At 63.5% G+C, this 13600-nt stretch carries 15 protein-coding genes; 6 read left to right on the top strand and 9 right to left on the bottom strand.

Annotated features, from left to right (window positions below; all coding sequences use genetic code 11):
- Positions 1-482 (bottom strand): isocitrate lyase/phosphoenolpyruvate mutase family protein (locus QZ213_RS14045; protein WP_291686680.1); only part of this gene is annotated, 482 nt, incomplete at its 3' end.
- A gap of 106 nt (positions 483-588) precedes the next feature.
- Positions 589-2604: an acetyl/propionyl/methylcrotonyl-CoA carboxylase subunit alpha gene (locus QZ213_RS14040; RefSeq protein WP_291686679.1), complete on the bottom strand. Its 2016-nt coding sequence runs from the start codon at positions 2602-2604 to the stop codon at positions 589-591.
- Positions 2605-2757: 153 nt separating this feature from the next.
- Between QZ213_RS14040 and QZ213_RS14035 the strand changes: the two genes are divergently transcribed.
- Positions 2758-4608, top strand: coding sequence for a nucleotide pyrophosphatase/phosphodiesterase family protein (locus QZ213_RS14035; RefSeq protein ID WP_291686678.1), 1851 nt, complete (start codon positions 2758-2760; stop codon positions 4606-4608).
- 39 nt (positions 4609-4647) lie between these two features.
- On the opposite strand, the gene QZ213_RS14030 is transcribed toward QZ213_RS14035, so the two are convergent.
- The gene (locus QZ213_RS14030; protein ID WP_291686677.1) at positions 4648-5232 is read right to left on the bottom strand and encodes a hypothetical protein; all 585 of its coding nucleotides are present in this window, start codon (positions 5230-5232) and stop codon (positions 4648-4650) included.
- 378 nt (positions 5233-5610) lie between these two features.
- On the opposite strand from QZ213_RS14030, the gene QZ213_RS14025 reads away from it, so the two are divergent.
- Positions 5611-6270, top strand: coding sequence for a peroxiredoxin (locus tag QZ213_RS14025; protein WP_291686676.1), 660 nt, complete (start codon positions 5611-5613; stop codon positions 6268-6270).
- Between the two features lie 149 nt (positions 6271-6419).
- Here the strand turns inward: QZ213_RS14025 and QZ213_RS14020 are convergent, their stop codons facing one another.
- A complete protein-coding gene (locus QZ213_RS14020) occupies positions 6420-6821 on the bottom strand; it encodes a DUF2177 family protein (protein WP_291686675.1) in 402 nt (133 codons plus the stop codon).
- 109 nt (positions 6822-6930) lie between these two features.
- On the opposite strand from QZ213_RS14020, the gene QZ213_RS14015 reads away from it, so the two are divergent.
- Positions 6931-8397 (top strand): deoxyribodipyrimidine photo-lyase, encoded by a 1467-nt coding sequence (locus tag QZ213_RS14015; RefSeq protein ID WP_291686674.1) that lies wholly within the window; start codon positions 6931-6933, stop codon positions 8395-8397.
- A 75-nt stretch (positions 8398-8472) separates the two neighbouring features.
- Complete coding sequence (locus QZ213_RS14010; RefSeq protein WP_291686673.1) at positions 8473-8760, top strand: hypothetical protein; 288 nt, start codon at positions 8473-8475, stop codon at positions 8758-8760.
- Between the two features lie 81 nt (positions 8761-8841).
- On the opposite strand, the gene QZ213_RS14005 is transcribed toward QZ213_RS14010, so the two are convergent.
- Positions 8842-9714, bottom strand: coding sequence for a DMT family transporter (locus tag QZ213_RS14005; RefSeq protein ID WP_291686672.1), 873 nt, complete (start codon positions 9712-9714; stop codon positions 8842-8844).
- A gap of 74 nt (positions 9715-9788) precedes the next feature.
- A complete protein-coding gene (locus QZ213_RS14000) occupies positions 9789-10235 on the bottom strand; it encodes a hypothetical protein (RefSeq protein WP_291686671.1) in 447 nt (148 codons plus the stop codon).
- A 233-nt stretch (positions 10236-10468) separates the two neighbouring features.
- Here QZ213_RS14000 and QZ213_RS13995 point away from each other — a divergent pair, with 233 nt between their 5' ends.
- Positions 10469-10726 (top strand): hypothetical protein, encoded by a 258-nt coding sequence (locus QZ213_RS13995; RefSeq protein WP_291686670.1) that lies wholly within the window; start codon positions 10469-10471, stop codon positions 10724-10726.
- A gap of 119 nt (positions 10727-10845) precedes the next feature.
- On the opposite strand, the gene QZ213_RS13990 is transcribed toward QZ213_RS13995, so the two are convergent.
- Positions 10846-12219, bottom strand: a complete 1374-nt coding sequence (locus tag QZ213_RS13990; RefSeq protein WP_291686669.1) for a DUF4010 domain-containing protein — start codon at positions 12217-12219, stop codon at positions 10846-10848.
- Between the two features lie 77 nt (positions 12220-12296).
- On the opposite strand from QZ213_RS13990, the gene QZ213_RS13985 reads away from it, so the two are divergent.
- The gene (locus QZ213_RS13985) at positions 12297-12812 is read left to right on the top strand and encodes a hypothetical protein (RefSeq protein WP_291686668.1); all 516 of its coding nucleotides are present in this window, start codon (positions 12297-12299) and stop codon (positions 12810-12812) included.
- Positions 12813-12871: 59 nt separating this feature from the next.
- Here the strand turns inward: QZ213_RS13985 and QZ213_RS13980 are convergent, their stop codons facing one another.
- Together QZ213_RS13980 and QZ213_RS13975 are read right to left on the bottom strand one after the other, a co-directional pair.
- A complete protein-coding gene (locus tag QZ213_RS13980; RefSeq protein ID WP_291686667.1) occupies positions 12872-13258 on the bottom strand; it encodes an amino acid permease in 387 nt (128 codons plus the stop codon).
- A gap of 45 nt (positions 13259-13303) precedes the next feature.
- On the bottom strand, positions 13304-13600 hold a 297-nt coding region (locus tag QZ213_RS13975), incomplete at its 5' end, for a cytochrome b/b6 domain-containing protein (protein WP_291686666.1).

The following is a 13600-nucleotide window of genomic DNA, read 5'->3' as shown; positions in this document are numbered from 1 at the left end:
GATGCCGCGCCGGTGCGCCCGATGATGACCAGCGAGGGATCGCGGCGTGCATCCAGCGCCGCCCTCGTCTTGCCGACGCCCTCCTCCAGCGAGATCAGTTGCGTCGCTGCCTGCCCGAACGCCTGCGGCAGCAAGGTGTCCTCGATGGTGAGGCCGGCGGCGCCCGCCGTCTCCAGTTCCTCGATGGTGCGGCGAACGTTGAGCGCGTTGCCATAGCCGTGGTCGGCATCGACCAATACCGGCAGTTCCGCCGCGCGCGACATCCGACGCATCTGCTCGGCGAGTTCGGTCAGCGTGATCAGCGCGATGTCGGGATCGCCCAACACCGCGAGCGAAGCTATCGAGCCGCCGAACATGCCGAGTTCGAAACCGAGATCCTGCGCGATGCGGATCGAAATCGCGTCATAGACCGACCCGGGGCGGATGCATTCCGATCCCGACAGGATCGAACGCAACGCTTCGCGGCGCTTTCGGAAGGCCATCGCGAACCTCTCAGTTGATCGTCATTCCGGGATGGTGCGGCAGCGCCAGACCCGGAATCTCGAGATTCCGGGCTCGATGCTTCCGCATCGCCCCGGAATGACGGTGCTAAGCGAATTCCAGAATCAACGCGTCGACCGCCAGCGTGGCGCCGGGAGCGGCGTGGATCTTCTTCACCGTGCCGTCGCGTTCGGCGCGCAGCACGTTCTGCATCTTCATCGCCTCCACAACGGCCAGCGTTTCGCCGGCCTTGACCTCCTGGCCCTCGCTCACCGCGATCGACACCACAAGACCCGGCATCGGGCACAGCAGCTTCTTGCCGGTATCGGTCTTGGCGCCGATCGGCATCAGCCGCGCTGCCGTGGCCTCGGATTCGGTGAAGACGTTGACGGCGACTTCGTATCCCTGATGCGCGAGCCGGATCCCGTTGGGGATCGGCCGCACCTGCATCGCCACCAGATGGCCGTCGATGGTGCCCTGCCAGACCGGATCGCCCGGCGTCCACGGTGAGACCAGAAGGTGCGGATTGCCCGCCGCGCCGTCGGCGCCGACAAAACGCACCGCGATGCCGCCGGCTTCGCGGGCGACGTCGAGCGGAATTTCGGCGCGGTCGAGCCACACCGCGCGGCGGCGCTCGCGCTGCACGGGCCGGCCGGTCAATTGGCCGGATATCTGCCGCTTGCGTTCGCCGAGCACGTGATCGATCGCGGCGCCCACCGCGGCCAGCCGGCGCGCGATCTCGCCCTCGGGGATGCGAACCGCAAACCCCTTCGGAAATTCCTCCGCGATGAAGCCGGTGGAAAGCTTGCCCTCGCGCCAGCGCGGATGAAGCATCAACGCGGACAGGAACGGGATATTGTGGCGGATGCCGTCGATGTAGAATGAATCCAGCGCGGTCGCCTGCGCCTCGATGGCGGCGGCGCGCGACGGCGCATGCGTCACCAGCTTGGCGATCATCGGATCGTAATAAATCGAGATCTCGCCGCCTTCCTGCACGCCGGTGTCGTTACGAACGGTGATGCCGTCGACGCTGCTCTCGAGCGGCGGACGGTATTTCACCAGCCGTCCGATCGAGGGCAGGAAGTTGCGGAACGGGTCTTCGGCATAGACCCGCGACTCCACCGCCCATCCCGTCAGCCGCACGTCCTTTTGCTTCAGCGCCAGTTTTTCGCCGGCGGCCACCCGGATCATCTGTTCGACCAGATCGATGCCGGTGACGAGTTCGGTCACGGGATGCTCGACCTGCAGCCGGGTATTCATCTCCAGGAAAAAGAAGCTCTTGTCCTGGCCAGCGACGAATTCGACCGTGCCGGCGGAGTCGTAATTCACGGCCTTCGCAAGTGCTACGGCCTGCTCGCCCATCTGGCGGCGGGTGGTCTCGTCCAGGAGTGGCGACGGCGCCTCCTCGATCACCTTCTGATTGCGGCGCTGGATCGAACATTCGCGCTCGCCGAGATAGATGACGTTGCCGTGCTTGTCGCCCAGCACCTGGATCTCGATGTGGCGGGGATCGACGATGAATTTCTCGATGAACACCCGGTCGTCGCCGAACGACGCCTTGGCTTCCGCCTTGGCGAGGCCGAAGCCTTCGGCGACTTCGCTGGTCGAATTCGCGATCCGCATGCCCTTGCCGCCACCGCCGGCGGACGCCTTGATCATGACGGGATAGCCAATGGCGTCGGCGATCTTCACGGCGTGGCGTTCATCCTCGATCACACCGAGGAAGCCCGGCACGGTCGAGACATCGGCCTTCGCCGCCGCCTTCTTGGATTCGATCTTGTCGCCCATCGCGGCGATCGCGCCGGGGTTGGGTCCGATGAAGACGATGCCGGCCTCGGCCAGCGCACGCGCAAAGGCTTCGCGTTCGGACAGGAACCCATAGCCGGGATGCACGGCCTCGGCGCCGGTCTTGCGGCAGGCCTCGATGATTTTCTCCATCACCAGGTAGCTCTCGGCGGCGGCCGGCGGCCCGATCAGGACGGCGTCATCGGCCATTTCGACGTGGAGCGCGTCGCGGTCGGCCTCGGAATAGACGGCGACGGTCTTTATCCCCATCCGGCGGGCGGTCTTGATGACCCGGCAGGCGATCTCGCCGCGATTTGCGATCAGAATTCGTTTGAACATGTTCTTGCTTACTTGCAACCTTTGGGGCGGGGTCCGGCCCTCGCGGGCCGGGACAATCTGGCACGCAGGGTCGGCTGTAACAATTCTGTCGTACAGCAAACCTAAACAGAGGCAACGGTCTAGCCGGAATTTGCATCTTACGGGGAGTTTTTAATGCGCCGCTCCATGGCTTTCATAACCGCCGGCCTGACGCTGTTGTCCGCCGGGGCGGCATTCGCCCAGAACAACACCCCTCGTAACCTGATCCTGTTCGTGCCGGACGGCTTGCGCGGACAGATCGTCACGCCGCAGACCGCGCCGGCGATGGCGGAGGTACGCGACAGGGGCGTCAATTTCAAGAATTCGCATTCGATATTTCCGACCTTTACCATGGCCAACGGATCGGCCTTGGCGACCGGGCATTATCTCGGCGACACCGGAACGTTCAGCAACACCATCTACACCGGCTTCTCGTCCGCACCTGCCGGCGATACCGTCGTCCCCTTCCTCGAAAACGATGCGGTGCTGGGCGACGTCGATGAGCATTTCGGCGGCGACTATCTGAACGAAGAAACCATCCTGAAGATGGCGCGGGCCAAGGGCTTCAGCACCGCGGCGATCGGCAAGGTCGGCCCGACGCTGATTTTCGACCACACCGACCGCGCCGACCGTCCCGGCCTGCACTCGATCGTGATCGACGATTCCACCGGCGGCAAGAACGGCGTTCCGCTGTCGGATGAAATGAAGGAAGCGCTCACAAAAGCCAATCTGCCGCTGGCAGCGCCCGCGCGCGGCGACAACGGCAAGGCCGGCGACGCCAAGACGCCGGGCACTACGGTAGCCAATGTCGCCCAGCAGGCCTATTTCGCCGACGTCGCCAGCAAGATCGTGCTGCCGATGTTCAAGGCGCGCGGCAAGCCGTTCGTGCTGGTGTTCTGGTCGCGGGATCCCGATGGCAGCCAGCACAATACCGGCGACAGCCTCAACACCGTGACGCCGGGGATCAACGGGCCGACCTCGCTCGCCGGCATCAAGAACGCCGACGACAATTTGGCGCAATTGCGCAAGGCGCTCGACGATCTCGGTCTTTCCGCCACCACCAACATCGTGGTCGCGGCCGACCACGGTTTTTCCACGATATCGAAAGACAGCAAGACCAGCCCGTCGGCGAAAGCGACTTACGCGGACACGCCGAAGGATTTCCTGCCGATGGGCTTTCTCGCGCTCGATCTGGCGAAGGCGCTCGACCTGCCGCTGTTCGATCCCAATGACAAGAACGCGCCGATCGGCGAGAATGCCCACCCGAAGGCCGGCAACGGCGTGCTCGGAAAGGATCCCTCAAAGCCCGATCTGGTGGTCGCCACCAATGGCGGATCGGACCTGATCTATCTTCCGAACAGGGACAAGAAGCTGGCCGACCGCACGATCAAGGCGCTGCTCGATCAGGACTATGTCAGCGGGCTGTTCGTCGACGACAAGCTCGGCCGCTTTCCCGGCACCTTGCCGATGTCGCAGCTCAACCTGAAGGGCAAGGCGGTCACGCCGAATCCGTCGATCGTGGTCAACTTCCGTTCCTATGCGGAGGGGTGCAACGAGCCGACCAATTGCTCCGTCGAAGTCGCCGATACGGTGCTGCGGCAGGGCCAGGGCATGCACGGCAGTTTCGGCCGCGGCGACACCATGAACTTCATGGCCGCGATCGGCCCCAGTTTCAAAGCCGGCTATGTCGATCCGCTGCCGGTCAGCAATGCGGACGTCGGCATGACCATCGCCGAGCTCATGGGTCTGCACGCATCCGCCAACGGCGGTCTGGAAGGCCGGGTGATCTCGGAAGCCCTGCCCAACGGCATAACCCCGAAGGCGGCTGGCGGAAAAATTGTCTCCAAGCCGGCGGCCAACGGCCTGCAAACGGTCGTGAAGTACCAGCGCGTGCTGTCGCAACGCTATTTCGACGCTGCCGGATTTCCGGGCCGTACCGTCGGGCTCGACGCGGAAAGCGGCAAACAAAAAACGGCGGGGAAATAACCCCGCCGTCGCTGGCACAGGCTGTTTCGCCGCCAGAATTTAAATCCCGATGTCGAACATGTTCGGCAGCTGCGTTGTCAGCGGCAGCGTCGCGGCGCCGACGATGGTGGCGACCAGCGCCATCAGCGTGCGGTTGCAGCGCTGCTTGCCGCGCATCTGGCTGGCGATCCATTCCAGCACTTCGGTATTGACACCCACCGCCCGGGTCGACGCCCAGCTTTCGATCGCGGTTTCCGGTGACAATGCGACGGTGCGGGGCGGCACCGGCAGGCCCGACGCGGACGCCGCGTGGTGCACGACCGCCTTGGCCAGCAGATCGTCGAAAAGTCCGTCGTCGCTGCGCTCGGCAGCGGCCTCATTGATCTCGAACAGCGCTTCGGCTTCGGCCCGGCTGACTGGCTGATCGTCGACCGCGGTTGCGGTCAGGATGCGCGCGCACCAGGCGGCGTCAAAGGCATCCAGCGCGCGCGAAAAATGCACGCGGCCCTTGGTGGTGGGGCCTTCGCCGGTGATGACGCCATCGCGGACGACGGCGAGAGCTTGGGCGGCGGAGTCGCGGCAGGAAATCTTGGAGGGTTCGAGCGCAGCGATCGTTTCAGGTAACTTCAGTGAAGCGGCGGACATGGGTTGGTACTACTTCTCGGTTCTTTGTTGCAGGCCAGCATTTCCATGCCGGACGTAAACGAATGGTTAACGATTCGAAACTTGCTTCGCGGGTTTTTTAGATGGTTGCCGATTTGTCGCTGTGACGGCCGCGAAAGTTCGGTATCGAACCGGGGCCGGCGTGGTGGAAGCGATAGAAGGCAATATCGGGGCACGCCGGGCATTTGCCGGCGTAGTGGCCTTTTTGTCGCACAGGCGCGGGGCAAAAGAAGATGCTACGAGTTCCCGCTGCCGGAGAAAGATTTCACCTTTTCTCGGCGACCATTCACTTAAGCGCTTTCGCCCCCTATAGTTAGGACGAAGAATTCCCCTTAAACTTGAAGGATATGAGGTCGTAAAATGGCTCTCCAGATAGGCGCTGTGGCCCCGGATTTCGAGGCCGAAACCACCGAAGGCAAAATCAAGTTCCATGACTGGATCGGCAACAGCTGGGCGCTGTTGTTCTCGCATCCGAAGGATTTTACGCCGGTTTGCACCACCGAACTCGGCGCGCTGGCCAAGCTGAAGCCGGAATTCGACAAGCGCGGCGTCAAGCTGATGGGGCTTTCCGTCGATCCCGTGACCAACCACGCCAAATGGTCCGAGGACATCAAGGAGACGCAGGGCACGGCGCCGAATTATCCGATGATCGGTGACACCGACTACAACGTCTCTAAACTGTACGACATGCTGCCAGCCGCCATTTCCGGCGACCCGTCCAAGCGGACCGCGGCCGACAACCAGACCGTTCGCAACGTTTTCATCATTGGGCCGGACAAGAAGATCAAGCTGATCCTGGTCTATCCGATGACGACGGGCCGCAACTTCCAGGAAATACTGCGCGTGATCGATTCCCTGCAGATGACCGCCAAGCATCGCGTGGCGACGCCGGCCGACTGGAAACCGGGCGAGGACGTCATCATCGCGGGCTCGGTCAGCGACGACGAGGCCAAGACCATCTATCCCCAGGGCTGGAAGGCGCCGAAGCCCTATCTGCGGATCGTGCCGCAGCCGAAGTGACGCGAAGCCAACAACCGAGACAGTCATTCCGGGGCGATGCGCAGCATCGAACTACGATGTGCAATCGCACATCCTAGAATCTCGAGATTCCCCGATGCGCAGTTGCGCATCTGAGGTCTGGTGTTTGCGCACCATCCCGGAATGACGGGTTAAATCTTCGGCGCGAGCCAGTCGGCGATCATCAGTCCGAGCGCGGACGACACCGCGGTCACGAACACGCCCCAGGACACGTCGACCACCACGACGGTCCAGGTCCAGTGCTTGAGCAGCGACAATGAAGTCAGTTCGAACGTCGCATAACAGAACAAGCCAAACAGCGCGCCGTACAGCAGCGACGTTTGCCAGGTCGCGGTTGCCGGGCCGCTGACGAAAATCAAGATCCCCGCCACATAAAGCAGATAAAAGAGGATCGCGGGCGCAGGCCTGATCTCGCCCAGCATGTCGCCGACTTGCGCGGTAAAGAAGCCCTTGGCGACGTAGCCGAGAAACAGAAAATCGATCGGAAGAAGGACGATCAGCGTCGCCAGATAGAGAACAACATACCGGTTCACGCGAAACCTCCTGCCCCTTTACGCGTATCCTTTGGTAATACGTACCGGGACCGATAAAGTTGCAATGTCCGCACGCGGACGCACGCGCGCCTTGCGAGTTGACCCCCTTATGGCCGGCACATCCGCTTCCCCCTGCATCGTCTGGTTTCGCGAAGATCTGCGCCTTTCCGATCATCCCGCTCTGCGCGCGGCCTCCGAAACCGGAAGGCCCGTGATTTGCCTTTACGTGTTCGACGAAGCCAGCGAGGCGCTGCGCGCTCCGAGCGCGCGCCCGCTTGGCGGCGCGGCGCGCTGGTGGCTGGCGCAGTCGCTGCGGGCCTTGCGAACCCGCCTCGCCTCGCTCGGTGCATCGCTGGTGCTGCGCAAGGGCCCAGCGGCCAGGATCATCGCCGACCTGGCGCGCGAGACCGAGGCCGGCTCGGTGTTCTGGAACGGGATCGCGCAGGCTCCGCATCAGGCGGTGGCCGATCAGGTCGCCGCAGCGCTGGGAGCGATCGGCGTCGCCGCGCGAAGCTTTCCCGGCGACCTTCTGGCGGCCCCTGCCAGCATCCGCAGCAAGGACGGCCGGGGCCTGCGGGTGTTCACGCCGTTCTGGCGGCGGGTGCAGTCTCTGGGCGATCCGCCCGAACCGCTGCCTGCGCCGAAGGCGTTGCATCCGCAGCCGGACCCTGGCGGCGACACCCTCGAAAGCTGGGGCCTCGAGCCCGCGCATCCGGACTGGGCCGGTGGCTTGCGCGACAGCTGGACGCCCGGCGAGATATCCGGCCAACAGAGGCTTGGGGAATTTCTTGCAAGCGGCGTGGCCGGCTACGCGAGCGAGCGCGACCGGCCGGACCGCGAGGGCACATCACGCTTGTCCCCGCACTTGCGGTTTGGCGAGATCAGCCCGCGGCAGGTCTGGCACGCCGCCCGTTTTGCCGCGGCCGAACGCCCTGCCCTGTCAGGCGATATCGAAAAGTTCCTGAGCGAGCTGGGCTGGCGCGAATTCTGCCGCCATCTGCTATTCGACGTACCCGATCTCGCCGATCGCAATCTGCAGCCCGCCTTCGACGCCTTTCCCTGGCGGCGCGACGACCGGGCGCTCCGGGCATGGCAATGCGGCCGGACCGGTTATCCCATTATCGATGCCGGGATGCGTGAGCTCTGGCGCACCGGGGTCATGCACAACCGGGTGCGGATGGTGGTGGCGTCGTTCCTGGTCAAGCACCTCCTGATCGACTGGCGCGAGGGCGAACGATGGTTTTGGGACACCCTTGTCGACGCCGACGCCGGCAGCAATCCCGCCAACTGGCAATGGGTCGCCGGTTCCGGCGCCGATGCCGCGCCCTATTTCCGGGTGTTCAATCCGATCCTGCAGGGCGAGAAGTTCGATCCCGACGGCGCCTATGTCAGGCGCTGGGTGCCGGAACTCGCGCGGTTGCCGGCAGCCCTCGTCCATAAGCCCTGGAGCGCGACGCCGATTGAACTCGAGGCCGCGCAGGTCGAGCTCGGCAAGAGCTATCCGGAGCCGATCATCGACCACAAGAAGGGCCGCGAGCGTGCGCTGAATGCGTATGCGACGGTCCGCGCGAAATGAGCTCGCCGCGCCGTCGGCTTTACACATTTGCAAATCCGGCTATCGTCAAACTTCCGACAAACCCTGGGGGACGACATGGACGACGACAAACCCTTTCTGGAACAGACGACAGACGCGATGAGTAGCGCCGCCGAAGCGACCAAGGAGGCCGTCAAGACGGTCGTCAGGAAGGTCAGGAAAGCCGCCAAGAAAGTTGCGAAAAAGGTGACGCCGAAGAAGTCCAAGAAAGCCAAGAAGGCCGGCAAGAAAGCCGCGGCGAAAAAATCCGCCAAAAAGGCCGTGAAGAAAGCCGCCAAGAAGACCGCCAAGAAAGCTTCCAAGAAGACCCCGAAAAAGAGGAAGGCCAAGAAGTCGAAGCGCTGATCGCGCCCGCATCGTTGAGTTGCAGAAGCCTTCAGACGAGAGTCCGGAGGCTTCTGTTTTGGCCCTTAAGCCACATCGCGCTCAGGCGCGCCGGTTGACCAGAAACACCGCGGCGGCGCACGCGACCATGCCGGCTATCGCGACGATATCGAGCCGTTCGCCGAACAGGACATAGGCCATGGCGGCGGTCACCGCCGGCACCAGATAGAACAGGCTCGCAACCGAGGTCGCCGCCGAGCGCCGGATCAGCCAGTACAAGAGCCCGATCGATCCGATCGAGAGCACCACCACGAGCCAGAGCAGCGCCAGCACGAACTCCTCGGTCCAGTGCACCACATGGTTCTCGAACAGCCACGCGGCACCCGCGAACAAGATGGCGACCGCGCTGTACTGGACGAGATTGCCGGCGCGCCAGTCGATCTGGCCGCAATAGCGCCGCTGGTACAGGGTCCCCAGGGTGATGCTGACCAGCGACACGCCCGAGGCGAACCAGCCCCAGCCCGCCTCGCCGCTCATCGGGCGATCGTGCAGGATCAGCACCACGCCGGCGAGCCCCAGCAATAGCCCGGTCCATTGCAGCGGTGTGACGCGCTCGCCGAGCCAGCGGTTCGCAAGCGTCGAGGTCAGGATCGGCTGCAGGCCCGGAATCAGCGCCGAGAGCCCGGCGGGAATCGAATGCGCGATCGCGATCGCGGTCCCGCCCAGATAAAACCCATGCACCAGAATGCCCGCGACAGCGCTGTGAGCGATGCCGGTCCGGTCCGGCCATTTCGGCCGCGCGATCGCGGCGATCACCGCCATCAGGCCGACCACCAGCACCATGCGGATGGTGAGATAGGTCAGCGGCTCGGCATTGTGCACGACGTATTTGGTGGCGACGAATCCGGTACTCCAGAGCACGACAAAAATCGCCGGCGCCGCGCGCGCGGCAATTTTCTCTAAATCATGATTCATTTGCCGCCCTGATGCCCGATCGCAGGCATCGCGGCAATGCTATTTTGCGCAGGGCCAGTGGCGCCGCGCGAGGCTCACCACTCGTCCGGACAGGGATCGACGATCTTCCAGAGATCCATGCCGTTCTTGATCTTCTTCATTTCGGTGGTGAGGCCGCCGTTGCGGCGGATCCAGTCCTTCACCGTGCCGGGATAATAGGACATCAGGTCGGATGTCCCTTCCGCGCTCGTGACCTTGATGCCAAAGGTGAAGGCCTTGTCGTAATAGGCCTGGTGGAAGCCGAGGCTGGCGCGCGGCGTCACGCAGATCTTGTTCATCGGCACGATGCCAAACACCAGCGTGCAGGCCGAATTGCAGATGCCGTCGATGATCACCCGCTCGTGGCGATCCCGGATGCGCTTGTACTTTTCCTTGTACTCCTCGACATAGCCGCCGTGATCCCGGGTGATGTGCAGATCGGCGCGCGCCGGCGTTGCGGCCAGCAGCGAGAGCAACAGCAGGGATAAGGACGTGATGCGCATGGGTCGGTCGGATCAGACAGGCCTGGAGGACCATGGAAAGCCGGGTCCGCGAACCGGACCAGACGGTAGAACTCTGGCGAGACTGTGTTGGAAATTCGTTAAGCATTCCATTCCGGCTGAAAAACCCGGTTTTGTGACGAAATTGCCTATACTTTTCGCGCTTTTCCCTACTGGATGGGAACGGCTGATGGCCTAAAATGTCTTCGTTTGAGGCCCCCTGCCGGAGAATCCAGATGACCCATCCCAGGCTCGCCGCCGCCGCTCTCCTCGCTGCCCTGGCCCTCGCTCCCGGCCTGGCACAGGCGCGGACCCACCATCACCACTATGGGTACCGCTACGGGCTGCCCTACGACATCAGCTACCGGCACAATTACGGGCCCGGCCTCCAGCCCGGCACCTTCGCCTATTACGACGGCCCCGCGACCAATTACTGCGCGCAGGGTTCGGCCGTCTATATCGGCCAGGACCACCGCCGATATCCCTGCTTCTGAGTCATCGCGCCGGCGGGGCCGCCGCGGGACGTTCAGGCTTTCCCGCGGGAGTGTGCCGGCCGCCCAAGTGCCGCTTGCCGCTGTTCGGTCGCGACATCGCCGACGCCCCGAAAGGCACTTCAGGCACCGACCAAGGCATAGAGGGCGCCCGCCCACGCCGCCAATACGACCAATAGCAACCCGGGTATTACACGGACGGCAAACGATCGGCCTCCGCTGGTGCCGGCAAGGACCAGTTTGCTGATCGTATTGGTCGAAAGTCCCGCGAGGATCGGCAGCACGGCATCGGCTGCGGTGATCTTTCCCGAGGCGACCAAAGTGGCCACCGAGATGGCGGCCGAATGCGTATCGACGAAGCCTGCCAGCGCAGCGGCCAGGATGATGCCATTCTCGCCCAACCAGTCCTGAAGCGCCGCAGCGGCAACCATGATGCAGGAGAGAGTCAGGGCAAAGACGAGAGCCGTGACGGGACTGAAGGCGCGTCCGGCTACCTCCTCGCTCCCGGCCTTCTGCCTCAACGCGAGAATCATAAAAATGGCCCCGTAGATGACCGCCATCGAGCCCGCGCTGGCGAGAGAAATGGAAAGCATACGAAGGGTCGGCCAGCTCGTCGCGCCGAGCACGACCGCCATCTGCGCGATCGTCGCGATCGTCGACAGCACCGCGCCTGCTGCCGCAGCCGGCACAATGTCGGCCGTCGCCTTAACCCGCGCGCCCATCGCGGCGATCGTGGCGGTGCTCGAAATCAGGCCGGACGCCAGTCCCGCGACGGGTAATCCAAATCTGGTGCCGAGCAGGCGGACCGCGATGTAACCGCCCGCGCTGATCGCCATCACGAGGACCACCAGAATCCAGATCGAATGCGGATTGAGCGCGCCGTACGGCCCCATCTGACGATCCGGAACAAGCGGCAGGACGACAAGTGTCGCACCCGCGAAGATCAGGATGTCATTGAGCTCCTGTTCGGTGAGTACCGAGCGGACAAAGCGATGAAGCCGGGTTCGCGAGGCGAGCAGAACCGCCACGATGACGGCAAGGCCGCCCGCCAGCGCCGGCTGTTGCGCTGAAAGGCCGCCCAATAGCACCGTCAGCACCAGTGCGACTTCGCTGGTCAAACCGGGGTCGTCGTTACGGCCGCGCCAATAGCCGATGGTAGTCAACGCAACCACGCCTGCCGTCGAGATCGCGAGCATCAACTCCGCTCCGACCATGAAGCTGACCGCGCCGACAAGCGACGTGACGGTGAACGTTCGTATCCCCGCCGGAGAACGCGCCGGTCCCTCGCCTTTGCGACGCTCCCGTTCGGCACCAATCAAGAGGCCGATCCCAAGTGCCACGAGGAGGTTGAGGATCACGGGCTCGACGATGGCGATATCCTCCCTGTCTGCGAACGCAAACCGAATGCAACTTAAGTCTGTCATTCGGGGCAAGACGCCCGGTTGATTTAGATCATCTTGGCCGATTTTGCGCGCGGAGGCGCTTGTCGCCGCCACGCTCGCAATTGATGTAGGTCAAAGCCAATCGACCTCCGCGGTTTATGGTTCGATCCACCCGTTATGAGGCCTGTCGCATGAAAGATATCAGAGCCGAGATGCCCGTACGGCCGGATATGATCTGGGATTTGCTGATCCGGCTATCGGGCACCGCCCTGTTCGTCCTGCTGGTCGTCGCCTATTCCACCGGCGAGGAATATCCGCACACCCACGTCGTGATCGGCTACGCCATCGCCGCCGTGGTGGCCGTTGGTATCTTTTGGGCAGTCGTCAGGCCGCGCCACGTCCAGTTTCCGCCGACCGTCTACAGCCCGGGTGGAATCAAGGCGCTGTTTCAAGACGCCGACCGGGTTCCCAAGACGCTCGCATCGGTGTTTCTGATCCTGGCAGCGCTGCCCTTGTGCGCGCTGATCCTGATGTTGCTCACGCATACGCTGTGGGGCACCACCTGGATCGACGAGATGCACGAGGTTGTCGCCTATTTCGCCGTGGGACTGGTTGCCTTCTATGTGGCGATGGTGGGCATCGCCAGCAGCGGGCATATCGAAGATCGCCTGCGGAAGATGTTCGGCGGCAACAAGCGTCCATATTAATTCCGCACACCTGCCTGCTATTCATCCGAACGACGCGCCTGCCATCATGGCGAGGCAGGTCACAAATCCGATTGCGGTATCCATATCGGAACGGTGACGTGCGGATTGTCCGACCGCACGCCGCGGTACCGCAGGCACAGCAAGGCAAGATTGACCAGCGCGAACACCGCCAACGTCGCCAGCGAGGTTGCTTCCGCAAGCGGCGTCAGCGGCACGACCGTCGCCGCGATGCAGACGGTAGCAACCAGCGGCGTACCGGTGCGGCGATGCGCCCGAGCAAGAATCGCCGGCAACTCGTGCTCGCGTGCCAGCCAATAGACCACGCGGGCCGCCATCGTCATCTGTGCCAGGACCGTGTTCAGCGTCGCCGCGATCGCGATCGCGCTGATCGTCGCCGGACTGACGCCGGCGGCCAGCCGCCGCCGCAGCGGCACGGCCGCTTCCATCGAGAGGTCACTATTCTTGGAACATACGAGACCGCGTACCGATGCTTAGCCCTTGCCGCCGGGAAGCATGCGAGTGAGCGTATTGTCGCGAAAAACAAAGTGATGAACCAGTGCCGCGGCGGCGTGGAAGCTTGCGACGATCACAAGCGCGTTGGCGAGGATTTCGTGGATCTCCGTCATATTATGCGCGAAGGCGCGATCGCGTATCCAGGGTGACGCGATTTCGCCAAGCCCCAACAACGGCAGCGCGTTGCCGCGCGCAAACTGCGCAACGATGCCGGCGATCGGAACCGCAATCAGCAGCGCGTAAAGCGTGTAATGCGCCAGACGCGCCGCCGGATC

The organism is Bradyrhizobium sp. (genome assembly GCF_017881085.1).
Taxonomy (GTDB): Bacteria; Pseudomonadota; Alphaproteobacteria; order Rhizobiales; family Xanthobacteraceae; genus Bradyrhizobium.
Note: the sequence above shows the minus strand (reverse complement) of the source record. Positions and strands in the feature narration are given on the sequence as shown.

Bases quoted from the DNA above. Each gene is read 5' to 3' on its own strand.
- QZ213_RS14040 (WP_291686679.1), bottom strand. From the start codon at position 2,604: ATGTTCAAACGAATTCTGATCGCAAATCGCGGCGAGATCGCCTGCCGG.
- QZ213_RS14035 (WP_291686678.1), top strand. From the start codon at position 2,758: ATGCGCCGCTCCATGGCTTTCATAACCGCCGGCCTGACGCTGTTGTCC.
- QZ213_RS14030 (WP_291686677.1), bottom strand. From the start codon at position 5,232: ATGTCCGCCGCTTCACTGAAGTTACCTGAAACGATCGCTGCGCTCGAA.
- QZ213_RS14025 (WP_291686676.1), top strand. From the start codon at position 5,611: ATGGCTCTCCAGATAGGCGCTGTGGCCCCGGATTTCGAGGCCGAAACC.
- QZ213_RS14015 (WP_291686674.1), top strand. From the start codon at position 6,931: ATGGCCGGCACATCCGCTTCCCCCTGCATCGTCTGGTTTCGCGAAGAT.
- QZ213_RS14010 (WP_291686673.1), top strand. From the start codon at position 8,473: ATGGACGACGACAAACCCTTTCTGGAACAGACGACAGACGCGATGAGT.
- QZ213_RS14005 (WP_291686672.1), bottom strand. From the start codon at position 9,714: ATGAATCATGATTTAGAGAAAATTGCCGCGCGCGCGGCGCCGGCGATT.
- QZ213_RS14000 (WP_291686671.1), bottom strand. From the start codon at position 10,235: ATGCGCATCACGTCCTTATCCCTGCTGTTGCTCTCGCTGCTGGCCGCA.
- QZ213_RS13995 (WP_291686670.1), top strand. From the start codon at position 10,469: ATGACCCATCCCAGGCTCGCCGCCGCCGCTCTCCTCGCTGCCCTGGCC.
- QZ213_RS13985 (WP_291686668.1), top strand. From the start codon at position 12,297: ATGAAAGATATCAGAGCCGAGATGCCCGTACGGCCGGATATGATCTGG.
- QZ213_RS13980 (WP_291686667.1), bottom strand. From the start codon at position 13,258: ATGGAAGCGGCCGTGCCGCTGCGGCGGCGGCTGGCCGCCGGCGTCAGT.